Source organism: Streptomyces chiangmaiensis (assembly GCF_036281785.1).
GTDB lineage: Bacteria > Actinomycetota > Actinomycetes > Streptomycetales > Streptomycetaceae > Streptomyces > Streptomyces chiangmaiensis.
Map to the genome: position 1 here is coordinate 1 of NZ_JAYWVC010000058.1, position 24626 is coordinate 24626.

Annotated in this window: 20 protein-coding genes; 15 read left to right on the forward strand and 5 right to left on the reverse strand. The window is 71.9% G+C overall.

What is annotated here, in order from left to right:
* Positions 1-200 precede the first annotated feature (200 nt).
* The gene (locus VXC91_RS18665) at positions 201-974 is read left to right on the forward strand and encodes a hypothetical protein (protein ID WP_329508441.1); all 774 of its coding nucleotides are present in this window, start codon (positions 201-203) and stop codon (positions 972-974) included.
* A 63-nt stretch (positions 975-1037) separates the two neighbouring features.
* Here VXC91_RS18665 and VXC91_RS18670 read toward each other — a convergent pair whose 3' ends face one another.
* Positions 1038-2339 carry a DUF1015 domain-containing protein gene (locus tag VXC91_RS18670; protein WP_329508407.1) on the reverse strand — a complete coding sequence of 434 codons (1302 nt, stop codon included), beginning with the start codon at positions 2337-2339 and terminating at the stop codon, positions 1038-1040.
* 71 nt (positions 2340-2410) lie between these two features.
* Between VXC91_RS18670 and VXC91_RS18675 the strand changes: the two genes are divergently transcribed.
* The 4 genes from VXC91_RS18675 to VXC91_RS18690 are packed head-to-tail and all read left to right on the forward strand — an operon-like array spanning position 2411 to position 6471.
* Positions 2411-3481, forward strand: a complete 1071-nt coding sequence (locus tag VXC91_RS18675) for an HAD hydrolase-like protein (RefSeq protein WP_329508408.1) — start codon at positions 2411-2413, stop codon at positions 3479-3481.
* Between the two features lie 55 nt (positions 3482-3536).
* The gene (locus tag VXC91_RS18680) at positions 3537-4580 is read left to right on the forward strand and encodes a FecCD family ABC transporter permease (RefSeq protein ID WP_329508409.1); all 1044 of its coding nucleotides are present in this window, start codon (positions 3537-3539) and stop codon (positions 4578-4580) included.
* Entirely contained in the window at positions 4577-5614 is a 1038-nt protein-coding gene (locus tag VXC91_RS18685) for a FecCD family ABC transporter permease (RefSeq protein WP_329508410.1), read from the forward strand. Before VXC91_RS18680 ends, VXC91_RS18685 begins: the two co-directional genes overlap by 4 nt.
* Positions 5611-6471 (forward strand): ABC transporter ATP-binding protein, encoded by an 861-nt coding sequence (locus tag VXC91_RS18690; protein WP_329508411.1) that lies wholly within the window; start codon positions 5611-5613, stop codon positions 6469-6471. Before VXC91_RS18685 ends, VXC91_RS18690 begins: the two co-directional genes overlap by 4 nt.
* A 32-nt stretch (positions 6472-6503) precedes the next feature.
* On the opposite strand, the gene VXC91_RS18695 is transcribed toward VXC91_RS18690, so the two are convergent.
* Positions 6504-6851 carry an SCP2 sterol-binding domain-containing protein gene (locus VXC91_RS18695; protein WP_329508412.1) on the reverse strand — a complete coding sequence of 116 codons (348 nt, stop codon included), beginning with the start codon at positions 6849-6851 and terminating at the stop codon, positions 6504-6506.
* Positions 6852-6893: 42 nt separating this feature from the next.
* Between VXC91_RS18695 and VXC91_RS18700 the strand changes: the two genes are divergently transcribed.
* The 6 genes from VXC91_RS18700 to VXC91_RS18725 all read left to right on the forward strand — a co-directional run bounded on the left by VXC91_RS18700 (position 6894) and on the right by VXC91_RS18725 (position 13055).
* Positions 6894-7211: a hypothetical protein gene (locus tag VXC91_RS18700; RefSeq protein WP_329508413.1), complete on the forward strand. Its 318-nt coding sequence runs from the start codon at positions 6894-6896 to the stop codon at positions 7209-7211.
* A 55-nt stretch (positions 7212-7266) separates the two neighbouring features.
* Positions 7267-8082, forward strand: a complete 816-nt coding sequence (locus tag VXC91_RS18705) for a TlyA family RNA methyltransferase (protein ID WP_329508414.1) — start codon at positions 7267-7269, stop codon at positions 8080-8082.
* Positions 8079-8984 (forward strand): NAD kinase, encoded by a 906-nt coding sequence (locus VXC91_RS18710; RefSeq protein ID WP_329508415.1) that lies wholly within the window; start codon positions 8079-8081, stop codon positions 8982-8984. Before VXC91_RS18705 ends, VXC91_RS18710 begins: the two co-directional genes overlap by 4 nt.
* A gap of 130 nt (positions 8985-9114) precedes the next feature.
* A complete protein-coding gene (recN, locus tag VXC91_RS18715) occupies positions 9115-10833 on the forward strand; it encodes a DNA repair protein RecN (protein ID WP_329508442.1) in 1719 nt (572 codons plus the stop codon).
* Between the two features lie 25 nt (positions 10834-10858).
* Complete coding sequence (locus tag VXC91_RS18720; protein ID WP_329508416.1) at positions 10859-11656, forward strand: hypothetical protein; 798 nt, start codon at positions 10859-10861, stop codon at positions 11654-11656.
* 259 nt (positions 11657-11915) lie between these two features.
* On the forward strand, positions 11916-13055 hold the full coding sequence (locus tag VXC91_RS18725; RefSeq protein WP_329508417.1) for a glycosyltransferase family 4 protein: 1140 nt from the start codon (positions 11916-11918) through the stop codon (positions 13053-13055).
* A gap of 29 nt (positions 13056-13084) precedes the next feature.
* Here VXC91_RS18725 and VXC91_RS18730 read toward each other — a convergent pair whose 3' ends face one another.
* The 3 genes from VXC91_RS18730 to VXC91_RS18740 form a co-directional block, all read right to left on the reverse strand.
* On the reverse strand, positions 13085-14725 hold the full coding sequence (locus VXC91_RS18730) for a PucR family transcriptional regulator (protein ID WP_329508418.1): 1641 nt from the start codon (positions 14723-14725) through the stop codon (positions 13085-13087).
* Positions 14726-14772: 47 nt separating this feature from the next.
* Positions 14773-16155, reverse strand: coding sequence for an FAD-binding oxidoreductase (locus VXC91_RS18735; RefSeq protein WP_329508419.1), 1383 nt, complete (start codon positions 16153-16155; stop codon positions 14773-14775).
* A 115-nt stretch (positions 16156-16270) separates the two neighbouring features.
* Entirely contained in the window at positions 16271-18073 is a 1803-nt protein-coding gene (locus tag VXC91_RS18740) for a glycoside hydrolase family 15 protein (RefSeq protein WP_329508420.1), read from the reverse strand.
* A gap of 468 nt (positions 18074-18541) precedes the next feature.
* On the opposite strand from VXC91_RS18740, the gene VXC91_RS18745 reads away from it, so the two are divergent.
* The 4 genes from VXC91_RS18745 (at position 18542) to ald (ending at position 24426) form a co-directional block, all read left to right on the forward strand.
* Positions 18542-20191 carry a CTP synthase gene (locus VXC91_RS18745; protein WP_329508421.1) on the forward strand — a complete coding sequence of 550 codons (1650 nt, stop codon included), beginning with the start codon at positions 18542-18544 and terminating at the stop codon, positions 20189-20191.
* A gap of 86 nt (positions 20192-20277) precedes the next feature.
* Positions 20278-20904, forward strand: a complete 627-nt coding sequence (locus tag VXC91_RS18750; protein ID WP_329508422.1) for an NUDIX hydrolase — start codon at positions 20278-20280, stop codon at positions 20902-20904.
* A gap of 193 nt (positions 20905-21097) precedes the next feature.
* Positions 21098-23167, forward strand: a complete 2070-nt coding sequence (locus VXC91_RS18755) for a tetratricopeptide repeat protein (RefSeq protein WP_329508423.1) — start codon at positions 21098-21100, stop codon at positions 23165-23167.
* A 134-nt stretch (positions 23168-23301) separates the two neighbouring features.
* On the forward strand, positions 23302-24426 hold the full coding sequence (gene ald, locus VXC91_RS18760) for an alanine dehydrogenase (RefSeq protein ID WP_329508424.1): 1125 nt from the start codon (positions 23302-23304) through the stop codon (positions 24424-24426).
* The last annotated feature ends 200 nt before the right edge of the window (positions 24427-24626 follow it).

Sequence of the window (24626 nt, forward strand, 5' to 3'; positions counted from 1 at the left end):
ATGGCGGTTACGGCCGGCGTGAAGACCACCGCGGCGACCGCGGTGCTTTCCGCGGGCGTGACGAGCGCGGTGCGCGCGGCCCCCGTCGTGACGAGCGCGGCGGTCGACCGGGCGGGTTCCGTGGACGCGATGACCGGCGCGGGGGTGGCCGGTTCCGTGAGGAGCGGGACCGTGACCGCGACCGCGAGCCCATCAAGCGGTTGCCGATTCCCGAGGATGTCTCCGGCGAGGAGATCGACAGGGACGTACGGCAGGAGCTGCAGAGCCTTCCCAAGACGCTTGCCGACGACGTCGCCAAGAACCTGGTGATGGTCGCCAGGCTCATCGATGAGGACCCCGAAGGTGCGTACGCGTACTCCAAGGTGGCGCTGCGCCTCGCGTCCCGTGTCGCCGCCGTGCGCGAGGCGGCCGGCTTCGCGGCGTACGCCAACCAGAAGTACGGCGAAGCGCTCGGTGAGTTCCGGGCCGCCCGGCGCATGACCGGGAATATCGACCTGTGGCCTGTCATGGCCGACTGCGAGCGCGGTCTCGGTCGGCCCGAGAAGGCGCTCGACATGGCGGGTGCGCCCGAGGTGCACAAGCTCGACAAGGCGGGTCAGGTCGAGATGCGGCTGGTCGCGGCCGGTGCGCGCCGGGACATGGGCCAGCTCGACGCGGCCATCGTGACGCTGCAGAGCCCGGAGTTGGCCTCCAGCTCGGTGCAGCCGTGGACCGCGCGGCTGCGGTACGCGTATGCCGACGCGCTCCTCGCCGCCGGACGGGACACCGAGGCGCGCGAGTGGTTCGCCAAGGCCGTCGAGGCCGACAAGGACGGCAGCACAGACGCCTCCGACCGGCTCGCCGAGCTGGACGGAGTGGAGTTCGTCGACGCGCTCGACGAAGAGGCGGTCGACGGGGACGAGGGCGAGGGGTCCTCCTCGGACGCGGACGGGCCGGGCGGACGGAACGGCGGCCTCGAGGACGAGGAGAGCTGACCTCGGACCGAGCTGTTGTCCGTGACGGGGCGGGATCGGGGAAAGGATCCCGCCCCGTCACGGTCAGAGCGCGTCAGGAGGCGTCAGCGTCCGCAGCACCAGACCCGACGCCGGCTTGGGACCGAAGGACGTCGACTTGCGCGGCATCGTCACGCCCTGCCGGGCCAGCTCGCGTACGACCTCCTCGCGCACGGGGTGCAACAGCACGGCCGTACCGCCGTCGCGCTCGGCCTTCTCGGCCGTTGCGGCGGTGTCGTGGATGTAGGCGATGTGCTCCGGCGAGTCATCGGGGATGCGCCAGACGTGCTCGAGAAGCGTGGCGTGCAGGACGGTCGCGTCGAGAGTGCGCCAGGCCTCCGGCCGGTCCGCCGGGACCGTACGGGCCAAGAGGTCCGGGGACGGCTTGTCGACCAGATGGAAGGTGCCGTCGCCCGCCAGCAGGAACGCGTTGCCGGCACTGGCCGCGTCGGCCAGCGCGTGCAGGGCCTCGTCCAGCGGGGCGTGCAGATCGCGTACCCGGAAGTGGCCCTCGAGGGCGGACAGCGCCTCGGCGACCGGAAGGCGGTGCAGGAGGCGATGGATCGCGCGGACCCGCAGCGGATAGCGGACCGTGTCCACCAGGAGGACGAGACCGTAGTCCCAGGGGCTGGGTGAGGTGTGCTCCGCGCGTAGACGCAGATAGGTCGCCCAGCGGTGGTGGCCATCGGCGATCAGGGCCTGGTGCCGTGCCAGGTCCGTCTGGATCTCGGCGAGCTCGGCAGGGTCCGTGACCGCCCAGAGGCGATGGCTGAAACCGTCCTCGGTGGTGGTGCACAACAGGGGCGGGCGTTCGGCGGTCCGTTCGATTGCGGCCGTCGCGCCCGCCTCGGCCTCGTCACCGCGGTAAGTGAGCAGCAGCGGTTCGAGGTTGGCGGAGGTCGCGCGCATCAGGGCCGCGCGCTCGGCGATCACATGCGGCATCACGTCCTCGTGGGGGAGGACCACACCGTCCGACGGTTGCGATACGCGCAGTGCGCCGATGACACCGCGCTGCAGCAGGCCGGCACCACGCTGTTCGTAGACATAGAGGCCCGGCTCGGCGTCGGTCGTCAGGACGCCCTCGGTGACCCAGCGGCGCAGGGTGTTCGCCGCCTGCTTGTTGCGTGCCGCGGGTGTGGCAGCCTGGGGAAGGATCAGCCGGACGATGTTGTGCGGATCGGCTGATTCCAGGTGGAGCACCCCGTCCGGGCGAACGACGACGTCGTACGGCGGAGAGGTGACCGCGGCAAGGCTGCCGACGCGGTCAGGGTCATAGCGCAGGCCACGAAAGGGGGTCAGTTCAAGGCCCATGTGCGCCGGTACGTGCCCGGGGCCTGCAGTGTTCATTGATGCATCGTAATTGTGTCAGCGCCGTGCGCCATGATCGGGGGAAGCAAACGAACGAGGAGCGATGCCTAATGAGCCAGACCGTCAGGACGCGGCCCGAGGGCAGCGAGCGACCCCTGAGCGCGGTTTACGACACGGCGTTGCTCGACCTGGACGGGGTGGTGTACGCGGGCGGGAACGCGATTCCGCACGCGGTCGCGTCGCTCGACGACGCCCGTGCGGGCGGAATGCATTTGGCGTACGTCACGAACAACGCGTTGCGCACACCGGACGCGGTGGCCGCGCACCTCACGGAGCTGGGGATACCGACCGGGGCCGCGGACGTCATCACATCCGCGCAGGCGGTGGCCCGGCTGATCAGTGAGCAGGTGCCCGTCGGTTCGCGAGTGCTGGTCGTCGGCGGAGAGGGGCTGCGCGTCGCCCTGCGGGAGCGGGGGCTCGTGCCCGTCGAGTCGGCCGGCGACGATCCGGTGGCCGTGGTGCAGGGGTACGGCGGGCCGGAGCTCGCGTGGGGGCGGTTCGCGGAGGCGTGCTACGCCATCGCGCGCGGGGTGCCGTGGTTCGCGTCCAACACCGATCTGACGATCCCGAGCGCGCGCGGGATCGCACCGGGCAACGGGGCGGCCGTGGAGGTCGTACGGATCGCCACCGGTGCCGAGCCGCAGGTGGCGGGCAAGCCGCTGCCGCCGATGCACCGGGAGACGATCCTGCGGACCGGTGCGGAGCGGCCGCTGGTGGTCGGGGACCGGCTGGACACGGACATCGAGGGCGCGTTCAACGGCGGGGTCGATTCGCTGCTCGTGCTGACGGGTGTGACGGACGCCGCCCACCTGCTCGCCGCGGCACCGCGGCACCGGCCGACGTATGTCGACGCGGACCTGCGCGGGCTGCTGACCGGGCAGCCGGAGGTTGTCGCGGTGGACGGCGGATTCCGCTGCGGCGGCTGGACGGCGACGGCCGAGGCGATGGGGGCGTCCTCCGCTGCGGGGGAGGACCCGAGAGCTTCGGGGAAGCTGCAGCTCGAGGGCGAGGGAGAGACCCTGGACGGGCTGCGGGCGTTGTGCGCGGCGGCGTGGACGTCGGCGGGTGAGGGCGTGTGCCGGCTGGACGGTGGGAAGGCGCTGGCGCGGCTGGGGTTGTGAGGTGAAGGGCGGCCGGCGCGCCCACCTCGTGGCGAGGGTAGGCTAACCTAACCGCGTGTTGGTCGACAGTCCTCCCGAACCGCGCGCGGATACCGCCCTCGCGCCTGCGAACCGCCGGGCGATACGGGCCCTCGGGCTCCTCGTCTCGGTCGTGATCCTGGCTCTCGTCGCGCTGGCGAGCATCGCGATCGGCGCGAAAGCGCTGTCGCCGGCCCAGGTCTGGCACGGGCTGTTTCACGATTCGGGCACGTACGCCGACGTAGTGGTGGGAGACCGGCTCTCGCGCACGGTCCTTGGCCTGCTCGCGGGGGCGGCGCTCGGTCTGTCCGGTGCCGTGCTCCAGGCGCTCACCCGCAATCCGCTCGCCGACCCCGGACTGCTCGGTGTCAACGCCGGCGCCTCCGCCGCCGTCGTCACCGCCATCACGTACTTCGGCGTCACGAGCCTGAGCGGGTACGTGTGGTTCGCCTTCCTCGGCGCGGGCGCCGTCGGGGCCCTGGTGTGGTTCCTCGGTGGCAGCCGCGGCGCCACACCGGTGCGGCTGGCGCTCGCCGGCACCGCGATCAGCGCCGCGCTCTACGGCTATCTCCAGGCCGTGATGATCACGGATGACGCGGCGCTCGGCAAGATGCGCTTCTGGACGGTGGGGTCGCTCGCGTCGGCGACCGACGCGACCATCACCCAGGTCCTGCCGTTCCTCGTGGCCGGAACGGTCCTCGCGCTGGCCCTGGCCCGCCCGCTGAACGCCGTGGCGATGGGCGACGACACCGCCCGTGCCCTCGGCGCCGACCTCAACCGGACCCGCGCTCTGTCCATGGCAGCCGCCACCGTACTGAGCGGCGCCGCGACCGCCGCCTGCGGGCCGATCGTGTTCGTCGGCCTGATGGTCCCGCACGTCGTACGGTCCTTCACCGGACCCGACCTGCGCTGGATCCTGCCGTACGCGACCGTGCTGTCGCCCGTGCTGCTGCTCGGAGCCGACGTCGTCGGCCGTATCGTCGCCCGGCCCGCGGAGCTCCAGGTCGGCATCGTGACCGCGGTCCTGGGCGGCCCGGTCTTCATCTTCCTCGTACGACGGCGGAGGACGGCGCTGCTGTGAAGAACACCCGTAGCCTGCGCACCCCGGGCGGGCTCTCCGTGCGCCTGGACCTACGGGCGTGCACCGTCGTCGTGCTGCTCCTGGCCGCCGCGCTCGCCGCGAGTGTCGTGCTGATCGGCACCGGCGACTTCCCGATCCCGGCCGGGGACGTCCTCAGGACACTGGCCGGCAACGGCAAGCCGGGCCAGGAGTTCATCATCACCGAACTGCGCCTGCCGCGCGTGCTCGTGGGGCTGCTGGTCGGGGCCTCGCTCGGGCTGGGCGGTGCGCTGTTCCAGTCCGTCTCCCGCAATCCCCTGGGCAGTCCGGACGTGCTCGGCCTCGGCCAGGGCGCGACGGCCGGGGCCCTCGTGGTGATCGTGCTGTTCTCCGGTACCGCCACACAGGTCGCCGTCGGAGCGCTGGTGGGCGGCCTGGTGACTGGGTTCGCCATCTATCTGCTGGCCTGGAAGCGGGGCGTGCACGGCTACCGGCTCGTCCTGGTCGGCATCGGCGTGTCCGCGATCGTCACGGCGGCCAACGGCTATCTGCTCACCAAGGCCGACATCGTCGACGCGGCCCGCGCGGTCGTCTGGATGACCGGCTCCCTGAACGGCCGCGACTGGGACCAGGTGTGGCCCCTGCTCCTGCTGGCTTGCGTCCTCGTACCGCTCGTCCTCGGCAACGCACGCGGGCTGCGGATGACGGAGATGGGCGACGACGTCTCCTACGCCCTCGGGGTGCGTGTCGAGCGCGTACGGCTGCTGCTGATGGTGTCGGCCGTGCTGCTCACCGCCGGCGCCACCGCCGCCGCGGGCCCCGTCGGCTTCGTGGCGCTGACCGCACCGCAGCTCGCCCGCCGGCTGACCCGCTCTCCCGGCCCGAATCTGGTGCCCTCCATGGCCGTAGGGGCCACGCTGCTGATCGTCGCCGACTGGGCCTCTCAACGGGTCTTCGGCGCGGACCAGCTGCCCGTGGGCGTGGTCACGGGCGTCCTCGGCGGCGTCTATCTGCTGGGACTGCTGGTCACCGAGCGCAGGGCGGGCCGCATATGAGCGCCGCGAGCGGACCGGACACGAACGACAAGAGGAGCACGGTGAACCGCCTGGCCGCCGACGACGTCACCCTCGCCTACGACCGGCGTGTGATCGCCGAAGGGTTGTCCGTGGAGATCCCCGACAATTCCTTCACCGTGATCGTCGGCCCGAACGCCTGCGGCAAGTCCACGCTGCTGCGCGCCCTGTGCCGGATGCTCAAGCCGGCGCAGGGCCGGGTGCTCCTCGACGGGCAGGTCATCCAGTCCATGCCGGCGAAGAAGGTGGCGCGGACCCTCGGCCTGCTGCCGCAGTCCTCGATCGCGCCCGACGGGATCACCGTCGGGGACCTCGTGGGCCGCGGGCGCTATCCGCACCAGGGGATCCTGCGCCAGTGGTCGGACGAGGACGAGCGGGTCGTTCAGGAGTCGATGGCGCGCACCGGCGTCGCGGAACTCGCCGACCGCTGTGTCGACGAGCTCTCCGGTGGTCAGCGCCAGCGCGTGTGGATCGCCATGGCGCTCGCCCAGCAGACCCCGCTGCTGCTGCTCGACGAGCCGACCACCTACCTCGACATCCAGCACCAGATCGACGTGCTCGACCTGTGTGCGGAGTTGCACGAGGAACAGGGGCGCACGCTGGTCGCGGTGCTGCACGACCTCAACCACGCCGCCCGGTACGCCACCCACCTCATCGCCCTGCGCGGCGGGAAAGTGATCGCCGAGGGCGCCCCGAACGACATCGTCACGGCCGACCTGGTCGAGGAGGTGTTCGGGCTGCGCTGCCAGGTCATCGACGACCCGGAGACGGGGACGCCACTGGTGGTGCCGGCGGCACGCGGAGCACGCACCCGTGTGGCGGCCGAGGGGGCCTCCTGACGCGGGGGGGGCGGCTCCGGGCCCTTCGACGTCTACAGGAGCTTCCTGAGCCGGAACACGTCGAGCAGGGACGCCTCCAGCTTCACCCGGCCCGAGCCCCAGGCCCTCGCGAAGTTCAGCTCGCCGTCGACCATCGCCACCAGGTCGTCACCGGTCATCGTCAGTCGGATCTGGGCCCTGTCGGGCGGTGGTCCCTGGACCGTGTCGAGCACCTCGATCCGGCCGTCCCTGAGGCGGCCGACGAAGGTGATGTCCAGATCGGTGATCCGGCAGCTGAGCGAGCGGTCCAGGGCCGCGGCCGCGCGCACATCGCCGTCGGTGTTCGTCAGATTGTCCGAGAGCTTGTCGAGTGCGCTGCGGCACTCCTCAATCGTCGCCATCGTCAGCGACGGTACCCCAGCGGTTCGGGGTAGCGTCGGGGCATGAGCGACTCTGTGCCCGAGGTCGAGGTCCCGGCGGAAGCGGCAGTACCGGACCCGGATCTTCCGGACGAATCCGTCCACGAGCCCGAGGACGACCCGGCCGCGCCCGCCCCGCTGCACGTGCCCACGACCCCCACCGGCAACGCCGACGTCGACGCCCGGCTGGAGCGGCTGTCCGACGCCGACCACCTGGCCACGGACGGACACGTGGAGGTGTACGAGGATGTACATGGGGGTCTGCGCGACGCGCTCACCGCGCTCGACGCCCGCCCGGGACCTCCGGCTCCCATCCGCCACCCGGCCCCCACCGGCGGATGAGACCCTACGGGGCACACCTTTCGATCCGACGCACGGAAACAGGAGCTGACCGAACGTGGCAGGAGTCGCACGCCGCCGTCTGGACGCGGAGCTGGTCCGCCGGAAGCTCGCGCGCTCGCGCGAGCACGCCGGCCAGCTGATCGCCGCGGGCCGGGTCTCCGTCGGCAGGACCGTCGCCACCAAGGCCGCCACCCAGGTGGAGACCGCCGCGGCCATCGTCGTCGCGCAGGACGACCGCGACCCCGACTACGTGTCGAGGGGCGGCCACAAGCTCGCGGGCGCCCTGAAGGCGTTCGTGCCACAGGGCCTCGAGGTCGAGGGCCGGCGTGCGCTGGACGCCGGCGCGTCCACCGGCGGCTTCACCGATGTCCTGCTGCGTGCGGGTGCCGCCCACGTCGTCGCCGTCGACGTCGGGTACGGACAGCTCGCCTGGACGCTCCGAAGTGATGAACGCGTCACCGTCAAGGATCGTACGAACGTACGCGAGTTGACGCTCGAAGCGATCGATGGGGAGCCTGTGGATCTTGTTGTGGGGGATCTGTCCTTCATCCCGCTCGGACTGGTGCTGCCCGCCCTGGTGCGGTGCGCGAAGCCGGACGCCGATCTGGTGATGATGGTCAAGCCCCAGTTCGAAGTGGGGAAGGAAAGGCTGGGCAGCGGCGGGGTCGTCCGCAGCCCGCAGCTGCGTGCCGAGGCCGTGTGCGGGGTGGCCGAACGAGCCGCGGAGCTGCAGCTCGGCGTGCAGGGCGTGACGGCGAGCCCGTTGCCCGGACCGTCGGGCAACGTCGAGTACTTTCTGTGGCTGCGTGCCGGAGCACCCGCCTTGGACCCGGCCGACGTTGACCGTGCAGTGGCGGAGGGGCCGCGGTGACCGACAACCGAGCTCGTACTGTTTTCCTGCTCGCCCACACCGGGCGGCCCGCGGCCATCCGCAGCGCCGAGCTCGTGGTCAAGGGGCTGGTGCGCTGCGGGATCGGGGTGCGTGTCCTGCAGACGGAGGCCGAGGACCTGCCCCTTCCGGACGAGGTGGAACTCGTCAAGGAGGCCACTGCGCAGTGCCTCGACGAGTGTGAGCTGCTCATCGTGCTCGGCGGCGACGGCACGCTGCTGCGGGGCGCCGAGTTCGCCCGCGCCTCCGGCGTGCCGATGCTCGGCGTCAACCTCGGCCGTGTCGGTTTCCTCGCCGAGGCCGAGCGCGACGACCTGGACCGGGTCGTCGACCGGGTCGTGATGAAGGCCTACGAGGTCGAGGAACGCATGACCGTCGACGTCGTCGTGCACAAGAACGGCGACATCGTCCACACCGACTGGGCGCTGAACGAGGCAGCCGTGCAGAAGGTCTCCGCCGAGAAGCTCCTCGAGGTCGTCCTGGAGATCGACGGGCGGCCGGTGACCGGGTTCGGTTGCGACGGCATCGTGTGCGCCACCCCCACCGGGTCGACCGCGTACGCGTTCTCCGCCGGCGGGCCCGTGGTGTGGCCGGAGGTGGAGGCGTTGCTCATGGTGCCGATCAGTGCTCACGCGCTGTTCGCCAAGCCGCTCGTGACCTCGCCGGACTCCGTGCTCGCCGTAGAGGTGCAGGCGGACACCCCGCACGGCGTGCTGTGGTGCGACGGGCGGCGGATGGTGGAGCTGCCCCAGGGGGCGCGTGTGGAGGTGCGGCGGGGGGCCGTGCCGGTGCGCCTGGCCCGCCTGCACCATGCGTCGTTCACCGACCGCCTGGTGGCGAAGTTCGCGCTTCCGGTGTCGGGGTGGCGAGGGGCGCCGCACTAGGGCCGGTCCCTCCCGGGGGTGATATGGGCCGCTCGGTGTACTTCCTCCACCTGCGGCTTCTCTCGAGCGGGCCGGGGGCCGTCGCACATCCCCCGCCCGACCTCGTAAGGTCTTCTCCGTGTTGGAGGAGATGCGGATACGGTCGCTCGGAGTCATCGACGACGCGGTCGTCGAGCTGTCGCCCGGATTCACCGCTGTGACCGGTGAAACCGGTGCGGGCAAGACCATGGTCGTCACCAGCCTCGGCCTGCTCCTCGGCGGGCGGGCCGACCCGGCGCTCGTCCGGATCGGGGCGAAGAACGCGGTCGTGGAGGGGCGGATCACCATGCCCGAGGGCGCCTCCGCCGCCGTGCGCGCAGAAGAGGCCGGAGCCGAGCTCGACGACGGAGCCCTGCTGATCAGCCGTACGGTGTCCGCCGAAGGACGCTCACGAGCCCATCTGGGCGGGCGTTCCGTACCCGTCGGCATGCTCGCGGAACTGGCCGACGAACTGGTCGCCGTGCACGGGCAGACCGACCAGCAGGGGCTGCTGAAACTGTCCCGGCAGCGGCAGGCGCTGGACCGGTACGCCAGTGACGCCGTGGCGGTGCCGCTCGCCAAGTACGGCGAGGCCCACCGAAGGCTGCGGGCGGTCTCCGCCGAACTGGAGGAGATCACCACACGTGCCCGTGAGCGGGCCCAGGAAGCCGACATGCTGCGCTTCGGGCTCGAGGAGATCGCGGCCGTGGAGCCCCGGGCCGGCGAGGACGTCGAACTGGCCGAGGAGGCGGAGCGGCTCGGGCACGCGGAGGCGCTCGCTTCGGCGGCCACGTCTGCGCACGCGGCGCTGGCGGGCAATCCGGAAGATCCCCAGGGCGTCGACGCAGCCACCCTGGTGGCGGGCGCGCACCGGGCCCTGGAGGCGGTGCGGTCGCACGACCCGGCGCTCGCGGTTCTCGCCGACCGGATCGGCGAGATCGGCATCCTGCTCGGCGACGTGGCCGGTGAGCTGGCCGGGTACGCCGACGACCTGGACGCGGATCCGCTGCGGCTGGCCGCCGTCGAGGAACGGCGGGCCGCGCTCAACGCGCTGACCCGCAAGTACGGCGAGGACATCGCCACCGTCCTCGCATGGGCCGAGCAGGGCGCGGCACGGCTGACCGAACTCGACGGCGACGACGAGCGGATCGAGGAGCTGACCGCCGAGCGTGACGCGCTGCGGACCGAACTGGGCGGCCTCGCCCAGGCGTTGACGGACGCACGCGCGGAGGCGGCCGAGCGGTTCGCCGCCGCCGTCACCGCCGAGCTGGCCTCGCTCGCCATGCCGCACGCGCGCGTGTCGTTCGAGATCCGGCAGACGGACGACCCCGACGGCGTCGAGGTCGGCGGACGCACGGTCGCTTACGGGCCGTCCGGTGTCGACGAGGTCGAACTGCTGCTCGCACCCCATCCCGGCGCGCTGCCGCGGCCCATCGCCAAGGGCGCCTCGGGCGGTGAGCTGTCGCGCGTCATGCTGGCCGTCGAGGTCGTCTTCGCGGGGACGGACCCCGTGCCGACGTATCTCTTCGACGAGGTCGACGCGGGCGTCGGCGGCAAGGCTGCGGTCGAGATCGGGCGGCGCCTCGCCCGGCTCGCGAAGTCCGCGCAGGTCGTGGTCGTCACCCACCTGCCACAGGTGGCGGCGTTCGCCGACCGGCAGCTGCTGGTGGAGAAGCGGAACGACGGGTCCGTGACTCGGTCGGGCGTGAAGGTCCTCGAGGGCGAGGACCGGATCAGGGAGCTGTCCCGGATGCTGGCCGGTCAGGAGGACTCGGAGACGGCCCGGGCGCACGCGGAGGAGTTGCTGGCGACGGCCCGCGCGGACGGGTGACGGACGGGGCCCGTAGGGTGGCGGGATGATCAGCCGTACGCGTAGGACCACCTCGTTCGGACTCGCCGCGGCCGTCGCCCGTGTCGCCACGGACGCTCTGCGCACCACGGCTCCGGGCGGGCACGGCCGTTGGGAGCGGGCGAACCACGCCGGGCGCACCGTCGGGCTGTACGCGGGGCCCGCGGTGGCCGCGGCCACCGCACTCGCGGCCGGGCGGACACGTCCCGCCGTCGGGGCAGCCGTACTCGCCGCCGGTGTCTGCGGCGCCTACGACGACATCGCGGGCGCCGGCGACCCCCGGCGTGGGTTCCGGGCGCATCTCTCGGCTCTTCGGGCCGGCGACGTCAGCAGTGGTGCCGTGAAGTTGTTCGGGATCTCCACCGCCGCGCTCGCCGCTGGGGCCGTGCTCGAGGAGCGGCCCCTGGACAAGGTGCTGGCCGGTGTCGTGATTGCCGGGACCGCGCACCTCGTCAACCTCGTCGACGTACGGCCGGGACGTGCCGCCGGGGCGGTGGTCGCGCTGGGCGCTCTCGGGCTGCTGCGCGACGGCGCGGCCGGGGAGCTCTCCGCCGCCGCGGCGGGCGCGGCGGCCGCCGTCCTCCCCGACGATCTCGGCGAACGCGTGATGATCGGCGACACGGGCGCGCACGCCCTCGGCGCCGCCCTCGGTGCGGCCGCCGTCGCCGGATGGGCGTCTTCGCGCGTATGGGGGTCTCCTCGCGGGGGACGTGCCGGACTGCTCGCCCATGCGGCGGTCCTGGTGGCCGCGGCCGCGTACGGGGAGAAGGTGAGCGCGGCGGCCAGGTCGTGGGGCACACGGTGACTCCCGGGCCGTCGGATTGTCCGGGTCTGCGGCGCACGGGCGGCCCGACTCGCTACCCTCTTCACCCATGTGAGTGACTGCGCCCGGCCCCGGCCACCCGATCCGCCCCTGTCGCGCGCACCCGCCGGTGCCGCAACACACCCGCGCCCTGGCATCCTTGAGCCGTCCGCGGAGCACCTCGCGCGGTCCACCCGCACCGCGCGATCCTTCTGTACGTTTCTTCGTGACCGTCCGAAGTCGAACCAGGAGCCCCGGCCACGTGAGCCTTGCGAGCAGCCACTCACCGCACGGACGGTCGCCGCTGCGCACCGTGCAGGTGCTCGGCGGAGGCAGCGCGGGCAGCAGCGCGCATGTGCGCACACTGGCCTCAGGTCTGGTGGCCCGGGGCGTGCGCGTGACGGTGTGCGCTCCCCTCGAGGCCGAACGCATCTACGACTTCTCGGGCGTCGGCGGCCTGCACGTCCCCGTGCCCCGCAGCACGGATCCCGCCGCCCTGGCCGCCCTGCGCATCGCCTGCGGAGAGGCCGACCTGGTGCACGCGCACGGGCTGCACGCGGGCCTGCGCGCCGCACTCGCGCTCAGCGGCCGCCCCACCCCGCTCGTCGTCACCTGGCACACCCGTGCGTATGTCGAGGGTGCCCGCGCCGCTCTTGTGCACCTCCTCGAACGGCGCGTGGCCAGGGCCGCGTCCGTCGTCCTCGGCACGTCCTCCGACCTCGTCGACCGGGCACGCCGTCGTGGTGCCCGCGACGCCCGGCTCGCCGCCGTCGCTCTGCCCGCGCCCCGCACACCGGCCGAGCACGACGACGACCCCGAACGGCTGCATTCCAAGACCCGTGCCGAACTCGGTGCCACGGACCGGCCGTTGCTCATTGCCGTCGGCAGCCTCGACCGGCACCGCGGATACGACGTGCTGCTCGACGCCTCGCGCGCATGGCGCCGCCTCGACCCGGCGCCCCTGGTCGTCATCGCGGGGGAGGGACCGCTGCGGACCGTGCTCCAGCGGCGCATCGAGGACGAGGCGCTGCCGGTGCGGCTGATCGGGCGGCGCGAGGACGCCCGTGAACTGCTTCCCGCCGCCGATCTGGCCCTGCTGCCGAGCAGTTGGGAGTCCAGGTCCGTTCTCGCCCAGGAGGCCCTGCACGCCCGCGTGCCGCTCGTCGCCACCGACGTCGGCGGCATCCGCGAACTCGTCGGCGACGCGGCGGAACTGGTCCGGTACGGAGACGCGAAGGCGCTCGCCACCGCCGTCGTGCGGCTCCTCGAGGACCCCGAGCGCCGCCGGCTGCTGAGGGAGAAGGGCACGGCCCAGGCCGCCACCTGGCCGACCGAGGACGAGACGGTGGCCCAAGTACTCAGTGTGTATGACGAGTTGACGCAGGTCCTGCCCTACGTCTAGGTCATGCGGTGTCCAGTGCGGTCGCAGCACTAGGGCACGTGCCTGCGTGCCCGCAGTGCGAGGCTCAGGGTCAGGACGGTCCCCGGGTCGTCGAGGTCCGTGCCCAGCAACTCACCGATCCTCGCCAGCCGGTTGTAGAGCGTCTGCCGGTTCAGGTGCAGCCCGCGGGCCGTCTCCGCCTTGCGGCCCGCATGCGCCAGATACGTCTCCAGTGTGGGCAGCAGCGGTGGCCTGGAGCGGCGGTCGTGGTCGCGCAGCGGACCGATCGCGCGGTCCACGAAGGCCGCGAGATCAGGGTGGTCCCGCAGCCGCCACAGCAGGAGGTCGATGTCCAGGCGGCGGGCGTCGTACCAGGGGTGTTCCGGCAGCCCCTGCGCCGCCGCCGCCGTCTCCGCCGCGTGCCGCAGTCCCGCCGACGCCGCCGCCCAGCCACCCGCCGCGCCGACCACCACCACCGGCGGTCGCACCCCCGGCCGCTGTATGCCCGCCCGCTCCACACCCGCCCGCAGCGCCGCGGCCACCCGGTCCGAGACCGCCGCACGCTCCGTCTCCGAGCGCAGCCCCAGCAGCAGCGGCACGCGGCCCTCCACCGGCCGTACGCCGAGCAGGGACGGCACGCCCACCGAGGCGAGCTTCTCCGCGACCGCCCGCGCCAGCACCGCCCAGCCGCCGCCACCCGGGATGAGGCCGTCGGCCAGCCGCATCACCACCGGCAGCAGCGGGCCGGCGCCCGGCTTGAAGCCCAGCACCCGGGCCTGGGCCGGCGCGTCCTCCGCGGCGATGCGGCCCTCGGCGAGATCGGTGAGGAAGTCGCCCCGCCCGCGCGCCGCCAGCTCCTCCTCCTGCCGGGCTTGCATCAGGACGACCGCGATGACGCCCGCGGCCCGCTCGGCGGCCATTCGGTGCACCGGCGCCATCGGCGCGCTCACCGGCAGCAGCACCAGCCTGGCCCGGACGGATCCGGCGCCGGGCCCGCCGCCCGGCACGTCCACCAGGGTCGTGCCGGCCGGGGGCTCGTCCTTGTGCTGACCGCGCAGGCCCTCCCACACCTGGAGCGGGTCTGTGTCCGCGGGCCCCGTCCCGGCCGCGTACAGCAGCTGTCCGTCGGTGGTCTCGAGGAACACCGGATTGCCGCTGAAGGCGGACAGGATCCGCAGGACCTGTGGCACCCCGCCCCCGCCGAGCAGCGCCTCGGTACACCGGCGGTGCACCTCCTCGGCCCGCTGGACGAGGGCGTAATGGCCGTTGACGATCTCCGTGTGGATCTCCTCGGTGACCGACACGAACGGCACCTCGCGGTGCAGCTGCACGAGCGGAAGTCCGGTCGCGCGGGCCGTCTCGACGAGGGCGGCGGGCAGCCGGGTGAAGCGCGTTCCCAGCTCCACGACCAGGGCCGCGATGCCGCGTTCGGCAAGCGTGCGGACGAACGCGCGCTGGTCGGCGGGGCGGGTGCCCAGACCGTAGCCCGTGGTCAGGAGCAGTTCGCCGCCCTTGAGCAGCGAGGCGATGTTCGGGACCTCGCCCGCGTGCACCCAGCGCAGCGCCCGGTGCAGCCGGTCGGCGCCGGCCAGCACCTCCGGCAGCCCGCTGCGCAGCCCGGGCAGCTCCAGCGCCTGCTGCACGGTGATCCCGGCGCCCTCGGCGCCCCGGGGGTCGAAACGGCTGTCCATGCGGTGACGCTACCTGCGCGCATGCGCCGGGCGCACCGTCGGTCCGGTCAGGCGGGCGGGATGTTGTGGTTGTACCGGAACACGTTGTCCGGGTCGTACTGCCGCTTGACCCGGGCCAGCCGGTTGAAGTTCGCGGCGCCGAGGCCGGCCACCACCCGGTCTCTGCCCTCGTCCCCGATGAAGTTGAGGTACACCGCGCCCGTACGCCAGGGCCGGGCGCCGGCACACACGTCCTTGACCCAGCGCAGCGCCCGCTCGTCGTCCGCGGGGTCCTCCCAGACGCCGAAGGGGTGCACGGTCCAGGGCGCGTCCCGGTAGGGGACGGGATACTCGGCGGGCCCCGAGGCGATCGCGCCGCCCTGCGGGAACAGCACCTGCCGGCAGGCCGAGGGGACGGGCATCGAGGGGGCGCGCGAGCAGAAGATGTCGACCAGCTCGTCGGGCAGGCCGCTCACGTACTCGACCGACCAGTGGTTCCGCAGCCCGGGCGGGTCGTCGAGCATGCACTGGACATCGGCGTACGGCATGGCGGACACGACTTCGCACTCGTGCGGCAGCGACAGCAGCGGTTGGGCGAGCTTGCGCAGGTCCTCCTCGCCGCCGGTGTACGTGATCAGCGAGGCACACAGCAGCGTGCCGACCAGATGCTCGGGGACGAACGGTTCGCGCGGGCCTGTGACATAGAGCACGGCGCCGCCCACCTCCGGCGGGCCGGTGGCGATGATGTCGCGGTAGGTCCGAACCGCGTCGGGGCCGGTCTCCGGCAGGAACATGAGCAGAGCTATCGAGAACTCGGGCAGTTCGTGCAGCCTGAGCGTGAGCGCGGTGGCGACGCCGAAGTTGCCGCCGCCGCCGTGCAGGGCCCAGAACAGGTCGGGGTTCTGCTCGTTGGTCGCGAGCACGGTGGCGCCGTCCGCGGTCACGAGTTCGACGCCGAGCAGGTTGTCGACGGCGAGGCCGAAAGGCCGGTCCAGCCAGCCGTTGCCGCCGCCGAGCACGAAGCCGCCGACCCCGGTGGTGGAGACCCGGCCGCCGGTGGTCGCGAGTCCGTAGGGCTGGGTGGCACGGTCCAGGTGACTCATCACGGCTCCGCCCCCGACCCGCACCGACGCGGAGCCGGGGTGGACCGTGACCTCGTGCATCCGGCGCAGGTCCACGACGAGACCGTTGTCGCACAGCGCCATGCCGGCGACGCTGTGCCCGCCACCGCGGACAGCGATCTTCAGGTCCAGGTCCCGGGCGAAACGCACCGCCCGGATGACGTCGTCCTCCCCTTCGCACTGCGCGATCACCGCCGGGCGGCGGTCGATCCTCGCGTTGAAGGCCGCCCGGGCCTCGTCGTATCCAGGGTCGCCGGGGGCGAAGACGTCGCCGGCCAGGTCCGAGCGGAGCGCGGCGAGCGCCGCGCCGGCCTTCGAAAGCGGAGCCATCCCGGCCGCCCCCTTCCAGCAAGGGGACACATCTCCCCCTCAGCGTAGGCGGGCGTCGCGCACCGGTCCTGTCCGGAGCGGGCGTGCGGGGCCGCCCCGGCCCCGCACCCGGACCTCAGCCTCCGTACGCGCCGGACGCGGTCAGCCGCAGTGCGGTGTCGATCAGCGGCACATGACTGAAGGCCTGCGGGAAGTTCCCCACCTGGCGCTGCAGACGCGGATCCCACTCCTCGGCGAGCAGACCCAGGTCGTTGCGCAGGGCGAGCAGCTTCTCGAAGAGCTTGCGGGCCTCGTCCACACGGCCGATCATCGCCAGGTCGTCGGCCATCCAGAAGGAGCAGGCGAGGAACGCGCCCTCGTCGCCCGGCAGCCCGTCCACGCCCTCCTCCTGGCCCGCGGTCGGGTAGCGCAGGATGAAGCCGTCGGGGGTGGACAGCTCGCGCTGGATCGCCTCGATCGTGCCGATCACCCGCTTGTCGTCCGGCGGCAGAAAGCCCATCTGCGGAATCAGCAGCAGCGAGGCGTCCAGCTCCTTGGAGCCGTAGGACTGTGTGAAGGTGTTGCGCTCTTTGTCGTAACCCTTCTCACACACGTCCCGGTGGATGTCGTCGCGCAGCTCGCGCCACTTCTCCAGCGGGCCGTCCGCGTCTCCGGACTCGATCAGCTTGATCGTGCGGTCGACCGCAACCCAGGCCATGACCTTGGAGTGCACGAAGTGGCGGCGGGGGCCGCGCACCTCCCAGATGCCCTCGTCCGGCTCGTGCCAGTGCTGCTCCAGGTAGCGGATCAGCTTGAGCTGGAGCAGAGACGCGTAGTCGTTGCGCGCCAGGCCCGTCATATGGGCCAGATGCAGGGCCTCGGTGACCTCGCCGTACACGTCGAGCTGCAGCTGGTGGGCGGCACCGTTGCCCACCCGCACCGGCGCCGAGTTCTCGTAGCCGGGCAGCCAGTCCAGCTCGGCCTCGCCCAGTTCCCGTTCGCCCGCGATGCCGTACATGATCTGCAGGGTCTCCGGGTCGCCGGCCACGGCCCGCAGCAGCCACTCGCGCCAGGCGCGGGCCTCCTCGCGGTAGCCGGTGCGCAGCAGCGAGGAGAGGGTGATCGCCGCGTCGCGGAGCCAGGTGTAGCGGTAGTCCCAGTTGCGTACGCCACCGATCTCCTCGGGCAGTGAGGTCGTCGGCGCGGCCACGATGCCGCCCGTCGGCGCGTAGGTGAGGGCCTTCAGCGTGATCAGCGAGCGGACCACGGCCTCGCGGTACGGACCGTGGTACGTGCAGTGCTCCACCCATTCGCGCCAGAAGTCCTCGGCGGCCTCCAGCGACTGTTCGGGCTCGGGCAGCGGCGGCGGCTTCTGGTGCGAGGGCTGCCACGAGATGGTGAACGCGATCCGGTCACCCGGAGCGACCGTGAAGTCCGCGTACGTCGTCAGGCCCTTGCCGTAGGTCTCCGCCTCGGTGTCGAACCACACGGAGTCGGGCCCGGCCACGGCCACGGTGCGCCCCTCGTGCTTGTGCACCCAGGGGACCACCCGCCCGTAGGAGAACCGCATGCGCAGCGCCGACCGCATCGGCACCCGGCCCGTGACGCCCTCCACGATCCGGATCAGCTGCGGGGCACCGTCACGCGGCGGCATCAAGTCGATGACCCGGACCGTGCCGCGCGGGGTGTCCCACTCGGACTCGAGGATCAGGGAGTCGCCGCGGTAGGAGCGCCGGGTCGCCGACGGCGGCTGGGCGCCCGAGGCGTGAGCCGGCCCGAGACGCCAGAATCCGTGCTCCTCTGTACCGAGCAGCCCTGCGAAGACGGCATGGGAGTCGAATCGGGGCAGGCACAGCCAATCCACGGTGCCGTCCCGGCAGACCAGCGCCGCGGTCTGCATGTCTCCAATGAGTGCGTAGTCTTCGATGCGCCCGGCCAATTGAACTCCAGTCGAACGGCCACGTCGCCCACGAGGGGCGGTCGCTCTTTGCGGTCATGGGGTCGATGAGAAAGCCGTTGTTCACCGACCCATTCGAAAGGGAAGCGGTCGATGTCCAACAAACTGACGAGCTCTTGTTGTTCCGGTGACGGGCAGGGGTGGTGCCGCTTTCCGGGGGTGCTCGGCAGCGAGTGTCCGAGCAGGATACGACGCACCTCCCATGATCCGCGTCCCGGTCGGGGCAACGCGAGTGCGCCTGACGAGTGGGGCGCGAGTGAGTGTCGCGCGTCCATGGTGACACGGGTACGGCGGGTGGCCGGAAGCGGTCATGCTCGGGCGCTGTTACCCTGGTAGCCCGTGGACCGGTGGGCACGAAACCCCCGAACCGCAGCGACGGCACCTCCAACCCCTTCGGTGGGTGGACCGCACCGCAACCCAGACCGCGACCACGGGAGCCTCCTCTTGGCCATGCCGCCCAAATCCACGACGACCAAGCACATCTTCGTCACCGGGGGTGTCGCCTCCTCGCTCGGCAAGGGCCTGACGGCGTCCAGCCTCGGTATGCTGCTCAAGGCGCGGGGCCTGCGCGTCGTCATGCAGAAGCTCGACCCGTACCTGAACGTGGATCCGGGCACCATGAACCCCTTCCAGCACGGTGAGGTCTTCGTCACCAACGACGGGGCCGAGACGGATCTGGACATCGGCCACTACGAGCGCTTCCTCGACCGCGATCTGGACGGCTCCGCCAACGTCACCACCGGGCAGGTCTACTCGACGGTGATCGCCAAGGAGCGGCGCGGCGAGTACCTCGGCGACACGGTGCAGGTCATCCCCCACATCACCAACGAGATCAAGCATCGCATCCGGCGCATGGCCACCGACGAGGTGGACGTCGTGATCACCGAGGTCGGCGGCACGGTCGGCGACATCGAGTCGCTGCCGTTCCTGGAGACGGTGCGCCAGGTCCGCCACGAGGTCGGCCGCGACAACGTCTTCGTGGTGCACATCTCGCTGCTGCCGTACATCGGCCCCTCCGGCGAGCTGAAGACCAAGCCCACACAGCACTCGGTCGCCGCCCTGCGCAACATCGGCATCCAGCCCGACGCGATCGTCCTGCGCTGCGACCGGGAGGTCCCGACCGCGATCAAGCGCAAGATCTCGCTGATGTGCGACGTCGACGAGGCCGCGGTCGTGGCGTGCCCCGACGCCCGCTCGATCTACGACATCCCGAAGGTCGTGCACACCGAGGGCCTGGACGCCTACGTCGTCCGCAGGTTGGACCTGCCCTTCCGCGATGTGGACTGGACGACCTGGGACGACCTGCTCGACCGGGTCCACAACCCGGAGCACGAGGTCACCCTCGCCCTGGTCGGCAAGTACATCGACCTGCCCGACGCCTACTTGTCGGTGATCGAGGCGCTGCGCGCGGGCGGTTTCGCCCACAAGGCCCGGGTCAAGATCAAGTGGGTCACGTCGGACGACTGCAAGACCCCGGCGGGCGCCGAGAAGCAGCTGTCCGACGTGGACGCGATCTGCATCCCCGGCGGGTTCGGCGATCGCGGCGTCTCCGGCAAGGTGGGCGCCATCCGGTACGCCCGCGAGAACAAGATCCCGTTGCTCGGACTCTGCCTCGGCCTGCAGTGCATCGTGATCGAGGCGGCGCGCAACCTGGCCGACATCTCCGACGCGAACTCCACCGAGTTCGACGCGGCAACCGCCCACCCCGTCATCTCCACCATGGCGGAGCAGCTCGACATCGTGGCGGGCGAGGGCGACATGGGCGGCACGATGCGGCTCGGCATGTACCCGGCCAAGCTGGCCGAGGGCTCGATCGTGCGCGAGGTGTACGACGGCAAGGAGTACGTCGAGGAGCGACACCGCCACCGCTACGAGGTGAACAACGCCTACCGCGCCGAGCTGGAGAAGAAGGCGGGCGTCGTGTTCTCCGGCACGTCGCCGGACGGCAAGCTCGTGGAGTACGTCGAGTACCCGCGCGAAGTGCACCCTTACCTGGTGGCGACGCAGGCGCACCCCGAGCTGCGCTCCCGCCCGACCCGGCCCCACCCGCTGTTCGCCGGGCTGGTGAAGGCGGCCGTGGAGCGGAAGAACGGCGAGTAACTCAAGAGCTGTACGGTGGCCGGGGTGCGCGTCCTTCGGGAGGCGTGCCCCGGTTGTGCGCAAGGGCGTGGGAGGAACAGGGCGACATGACGATCAAGGACACCCCCGAGGAGTGGGAGGTCAGGGCGAGTGAGACCCCGTTCGTCGGCAAGAAGACCTCCGTCCGCACCGACGACGTGGTCATGCCCGACGGATCGGTCGCCCGCCGCGACTACCAGGTGCACCCCGGTTCGGTGGCCGTTCTCGCCCTGGACGACGAGGGCCGTGTGCTGGTCATCCGGCAGTACCGCCACCCCGTGCGCCACAAGCTCTGGGAGATCCCGGCCGGACTCCTCGACATTCCCGGTGAGAACCCGCTGCACGCCGCCCAGCGCGAGCTGTACGAGGAGGCACACGTCAAGGCCGAGGACTGGCGCGTGCTGACCGACGTCTACACCACGCCCGGCGGCTGCGACGAGGCGGTGCGCATCTTCCTCGCCCGGGATCTGTCCGAGGCCGAGGGGCAGCGCTTCGAGGTGGAGGACGAGGAGGCCGACATGGAGCTGGCCCGGGTGCCGGTCCAGGACCTCGTGCGCGGCGTGCTGGCCGGTGACCTGCACAACAACTGCCTCGTGGTCGGCGTACTCTCGCTGGTCGCCGCGCAGAACGGCGACGGTCTGGACGCCCTGCGCCCGGCCGAGGCGCCGTGGCCCGCTCGGCCGTTCGAGGCCTGAGGAGGCGAGGGGCCGGCCCGTTCGCGGGCCTGACCCCACTTCGGCGGTGCCGGTCGTACGATCGCCTGATCCGATCGGGGGATGTGCCTGTCGTGCTCCGCAGGGATCGTCGCAGAGCGTGAACTAGGCTCTGGAAACGACCCGCCCCAAGGCCCGGCGGGCCCGTGTGCGCAGTGGGACGGGAGCGTGGCCCGTGGCGGATCAGGCGGTGGACACAGGCGGCGTCGAGCTGTCGGAGGGCGACCGGCGTCCCGCCGCCGCGGACGGTCAGTTCCTCGGCCGCACACGGGAGTTGAAGGAACTCCTGATCGACATCGAACGCGCGGGCCTCGACACCCTCTCCGGCCGCAAGGCGCCCCGCGCCCGTGTGCTGCTCATCGCCGGCCGCCCCGGTTTCGGACGCACGGGGCTCGCCGAGGAGCTGGTGCGCCAGGTCGCACACCGTTACCGGGACGGGGTGCTGCGCGCCCGTCTCAGTGAGCCCGACGGCACTCCCGTACCGACCGAGCGCACCGCCCGCGCGTTGCTCACGGTCCTCGGCCTGCCGGCGCCGGCCGGTTCCGACGAGGACGACCTGGCGCAGGCGCTGCGCGAGGGCCTGGCCGGGCGCCGGGTGCTGCTCCTGCTCGACGACGCGGTGGCCGCCGAGCAGGTCGACGCGCTGCTGCCGGACACGCCCGGCTGCCTCGTCGTCGCCGTCTCCAAGGGGCCGCTGACCGGGATCGCGGACGTGCGCCCCTGCACGCTCGGTGGACTGGACACCAAGTCCGCGCTGGAGCTGCTCACCCGCCACACCGGATCGGTGCGCGTCACCGTCGACCCGCGCGCTGCCGAGGGGCTCGTCGAGGAGTGCGCCGGGCATCCCGCCGCGCTCGTCCTGGCCGGCGGCTGGCTGGGCGCCCGCCCCAAGGCCGGTGTCGCCGACCTGGCCAAGCAGCTGCGCGCCGAGGGCGACGAGGGGCCGGCGCTGGCCCGGGTCTTCCGCCTCGCGTACGCGGGACTGCCGGGCACCGCCCAGCGGATGCTGCGCCTGCTTTCCCTCGCTCCCGTCGGCCTCGTCGACCCGCACACGGCCTCCGCGCTGGCCGGCTGCTCGGTGGAGGACGCCCGTGCCGTCCTCGACGACTTCGTGGTTCTCGGTTTCCTGCGCCGCGTGGACGCCGCCCTGTCGCAGTTCGAGGTCCCCGGCTGTCTGCACCCTCTGCTCCGTGCCCGCAGCGAGAGCCAGGACCGTCCTGCCGAACTCCGGCTGGCCCGGGCGCGGATGCTGGAGCGGACCGTACGGCTGCTTCAGTCCTGCCGGGCGATCACCGAGACCGACAGCCCGCAGGCCCGCGAGAAGCTCGCCGACCTGCCCAGGGCCCTGCGCTTTTCGAGTCCCCGGGCGGCCGAGGACTGGCTGCGCGTCCGGCAGCCCGCGCTGCTGGCCGCGGCCCGGCTCGCGGTCGCCGACGGCGAGCTGGACACGCTGGCCCGTCGTCTCATGGCCGCGCTGGTGAGAGCCATGGTCGCGCACTTCGGCACTCGGACCGCCGCCCCCGAGCTGTATGGCATCCACCGGCTGGTCCTCGACGTCGCCGTGCGCCGCGACCTGCCCCGCGAGCAGGCGGCGGCCCTGCTGAATCTCGCGGACCTGGACGTGGGGACAGGCCGCACGACGGAGGCACTGGCCCGGTACCGGGCCGCGCTGGACGCCGCACGGCGGGCGAGCGACCCGTATGCGACGAGCCGCGCGATGGAATCCGTAGCCGGCACCCACCAGGAGCTGGGGGACTACGACCGGGCCGCCGACTGGTACGGCCGGGCGCTCGCTCATCGACTCGCCCGCGACGAGCGAGCGGACACCGCCCGGCTCTACGGCCGCCTCGCCGCCGTCCAGACCTACGCGGGCCGCTACGGCGAGGCGCAGCGCAACTGGCGCGCGGCGGTCGCCGGCCACCGCAGAAGCGGTGATGTGGCGGCTCACGCACGGGCTTTGAGCGAGCTGGCCCGGGTCCAGGAATACGCCGGACGGCCCGAGGAGTCCCTGCGCACCTGCCAGGAGGCGGTCGAGTGGGCGCTCCGTGCCGGAGATGTACGGCTCCAGGCGGCGCTGCAGCTCAGACTGGCCGACACGCTGGACCGCCTCGGCGACCCGGCGGCCGCGCGTCTGCATCGCGGTACGGCCGAGCGCATGCTGGGTGAGGAGCGCCACGAGGACAGAGCAGAGCCGGAGCAGGGCAGCAATGCCTACGAAATCCGCAGTACATCAGCTGAAGATTGATGTAATGAAAGGCTAGACACGGGGAACGCCTTTATTAGACTGGCTCTGCCGCACATTCTCCTGCGGTGCCTCCCGATATGCCCCTGCATGTCCGGGTGTGTCTTGCAGTGCCCCACATCTCTGAGCCAAGGACCGTGATCGACGTGAAGGTCGGCATCCCCCGCGAGGTCAAGAACAACGAGTTCCGGGTGGCCATCACCCCCGCCGGCGTGCACGAGCTGGTGCGCAACGGTCACCAGGTCGTCGTCGAGCGGAACGCCGGTGTCGGCTCCTCGATCCCGGACGAGGAGTACATCAGCGCCGGCGCGCAGATCCTGGAGACCGCCGACGAGGTCTGGGCCGCCGCCGACCTGCTGCTGAAGGTAAAGGAGCCGGTCGCGGAGGAATACCACCGCCTCCGCAAGGACCAGATCCTCTTCACCTACCTGCACCTGGCCGCCTCCAAGGAGTGCACGGACGCCCTCCTGGAGTCCGGCATCACGGCCATCGCGTACGAGACGGTCGAGCTGCCGAACCGTGCGCTCCCGCTGCTCGCTCCCATGTCCGAGGTCGCGGGCCGGCTGGCCCCGCAGGTCGGCGCCTACCACCTGATGGCGGCGAACGGCGGCCGCGGTGTGCTGCCCGGTGGTGTCCCGGGTGTGCCGGCCGGCAAGGCCGTCATCATCGGCGGTGGCGTGTCCGGTTGGAACGCCGCTCAGATCGCCATCGGCCTGGGCTTCCACGTGACCCTGCTCGACAAGGACATCAACAAGCTCAAGGAGGCGGACAAGATCTTCGGCACGAAGATCCAGACCGTTGTCTCCAACGCCTTCGAGCTGGAGAAGGCCTGCCTCGAGGCCGACCTCGTCGTCGGCGCCGTCCTCATCCCGGGCGCCAAGGCCCCGAAGCTGGTCACCAACGAGCTGGTCTCCCGGATGAAGGCGGGAAGTGTCCTTGTCGACATCGCGATCGACCAGGGCGGCTGCTTCGAGGACTCCCGGGCGACCACGCACGCCGAGCCGACCTTCAAGGTCCACGAGTCGGTCTTCTACTGCGTCGCCAACATGCCCGGCGCCGTCCCCAACACCTCCACCTACGCACTGACGAACGCCACGCTGCCCTACATCGTGGAGCTCGCCAACCGCGGCTGGGTCGAGGCGCTGCGTCGCGACGCCGCGCTGGCCAAGGGCCTCAACACCCATGACGGCCAGGTGGTTTACAAGGAGGTCGCCGAGGCGCACGGGCTGGACCACGTGGACCTGGAGTCCCTGCTCGGCTAGGCGCGCCGCGGCCCGGGCCCGCTGTCCCGGGGCCACCAGGCGACTGGTCAGCACACCTCGTCAACGCCTCGCATCCGGCCGGACCTTGCCCGACAAGGTCCGGCCGGATGTGTGTATGGTCACTTTGCGACACTCGTTCAACTCGCCTCGAACGCAACCTTTTAACCGTTTCGCACACCGGTGAAACCTGGCGAACGGTG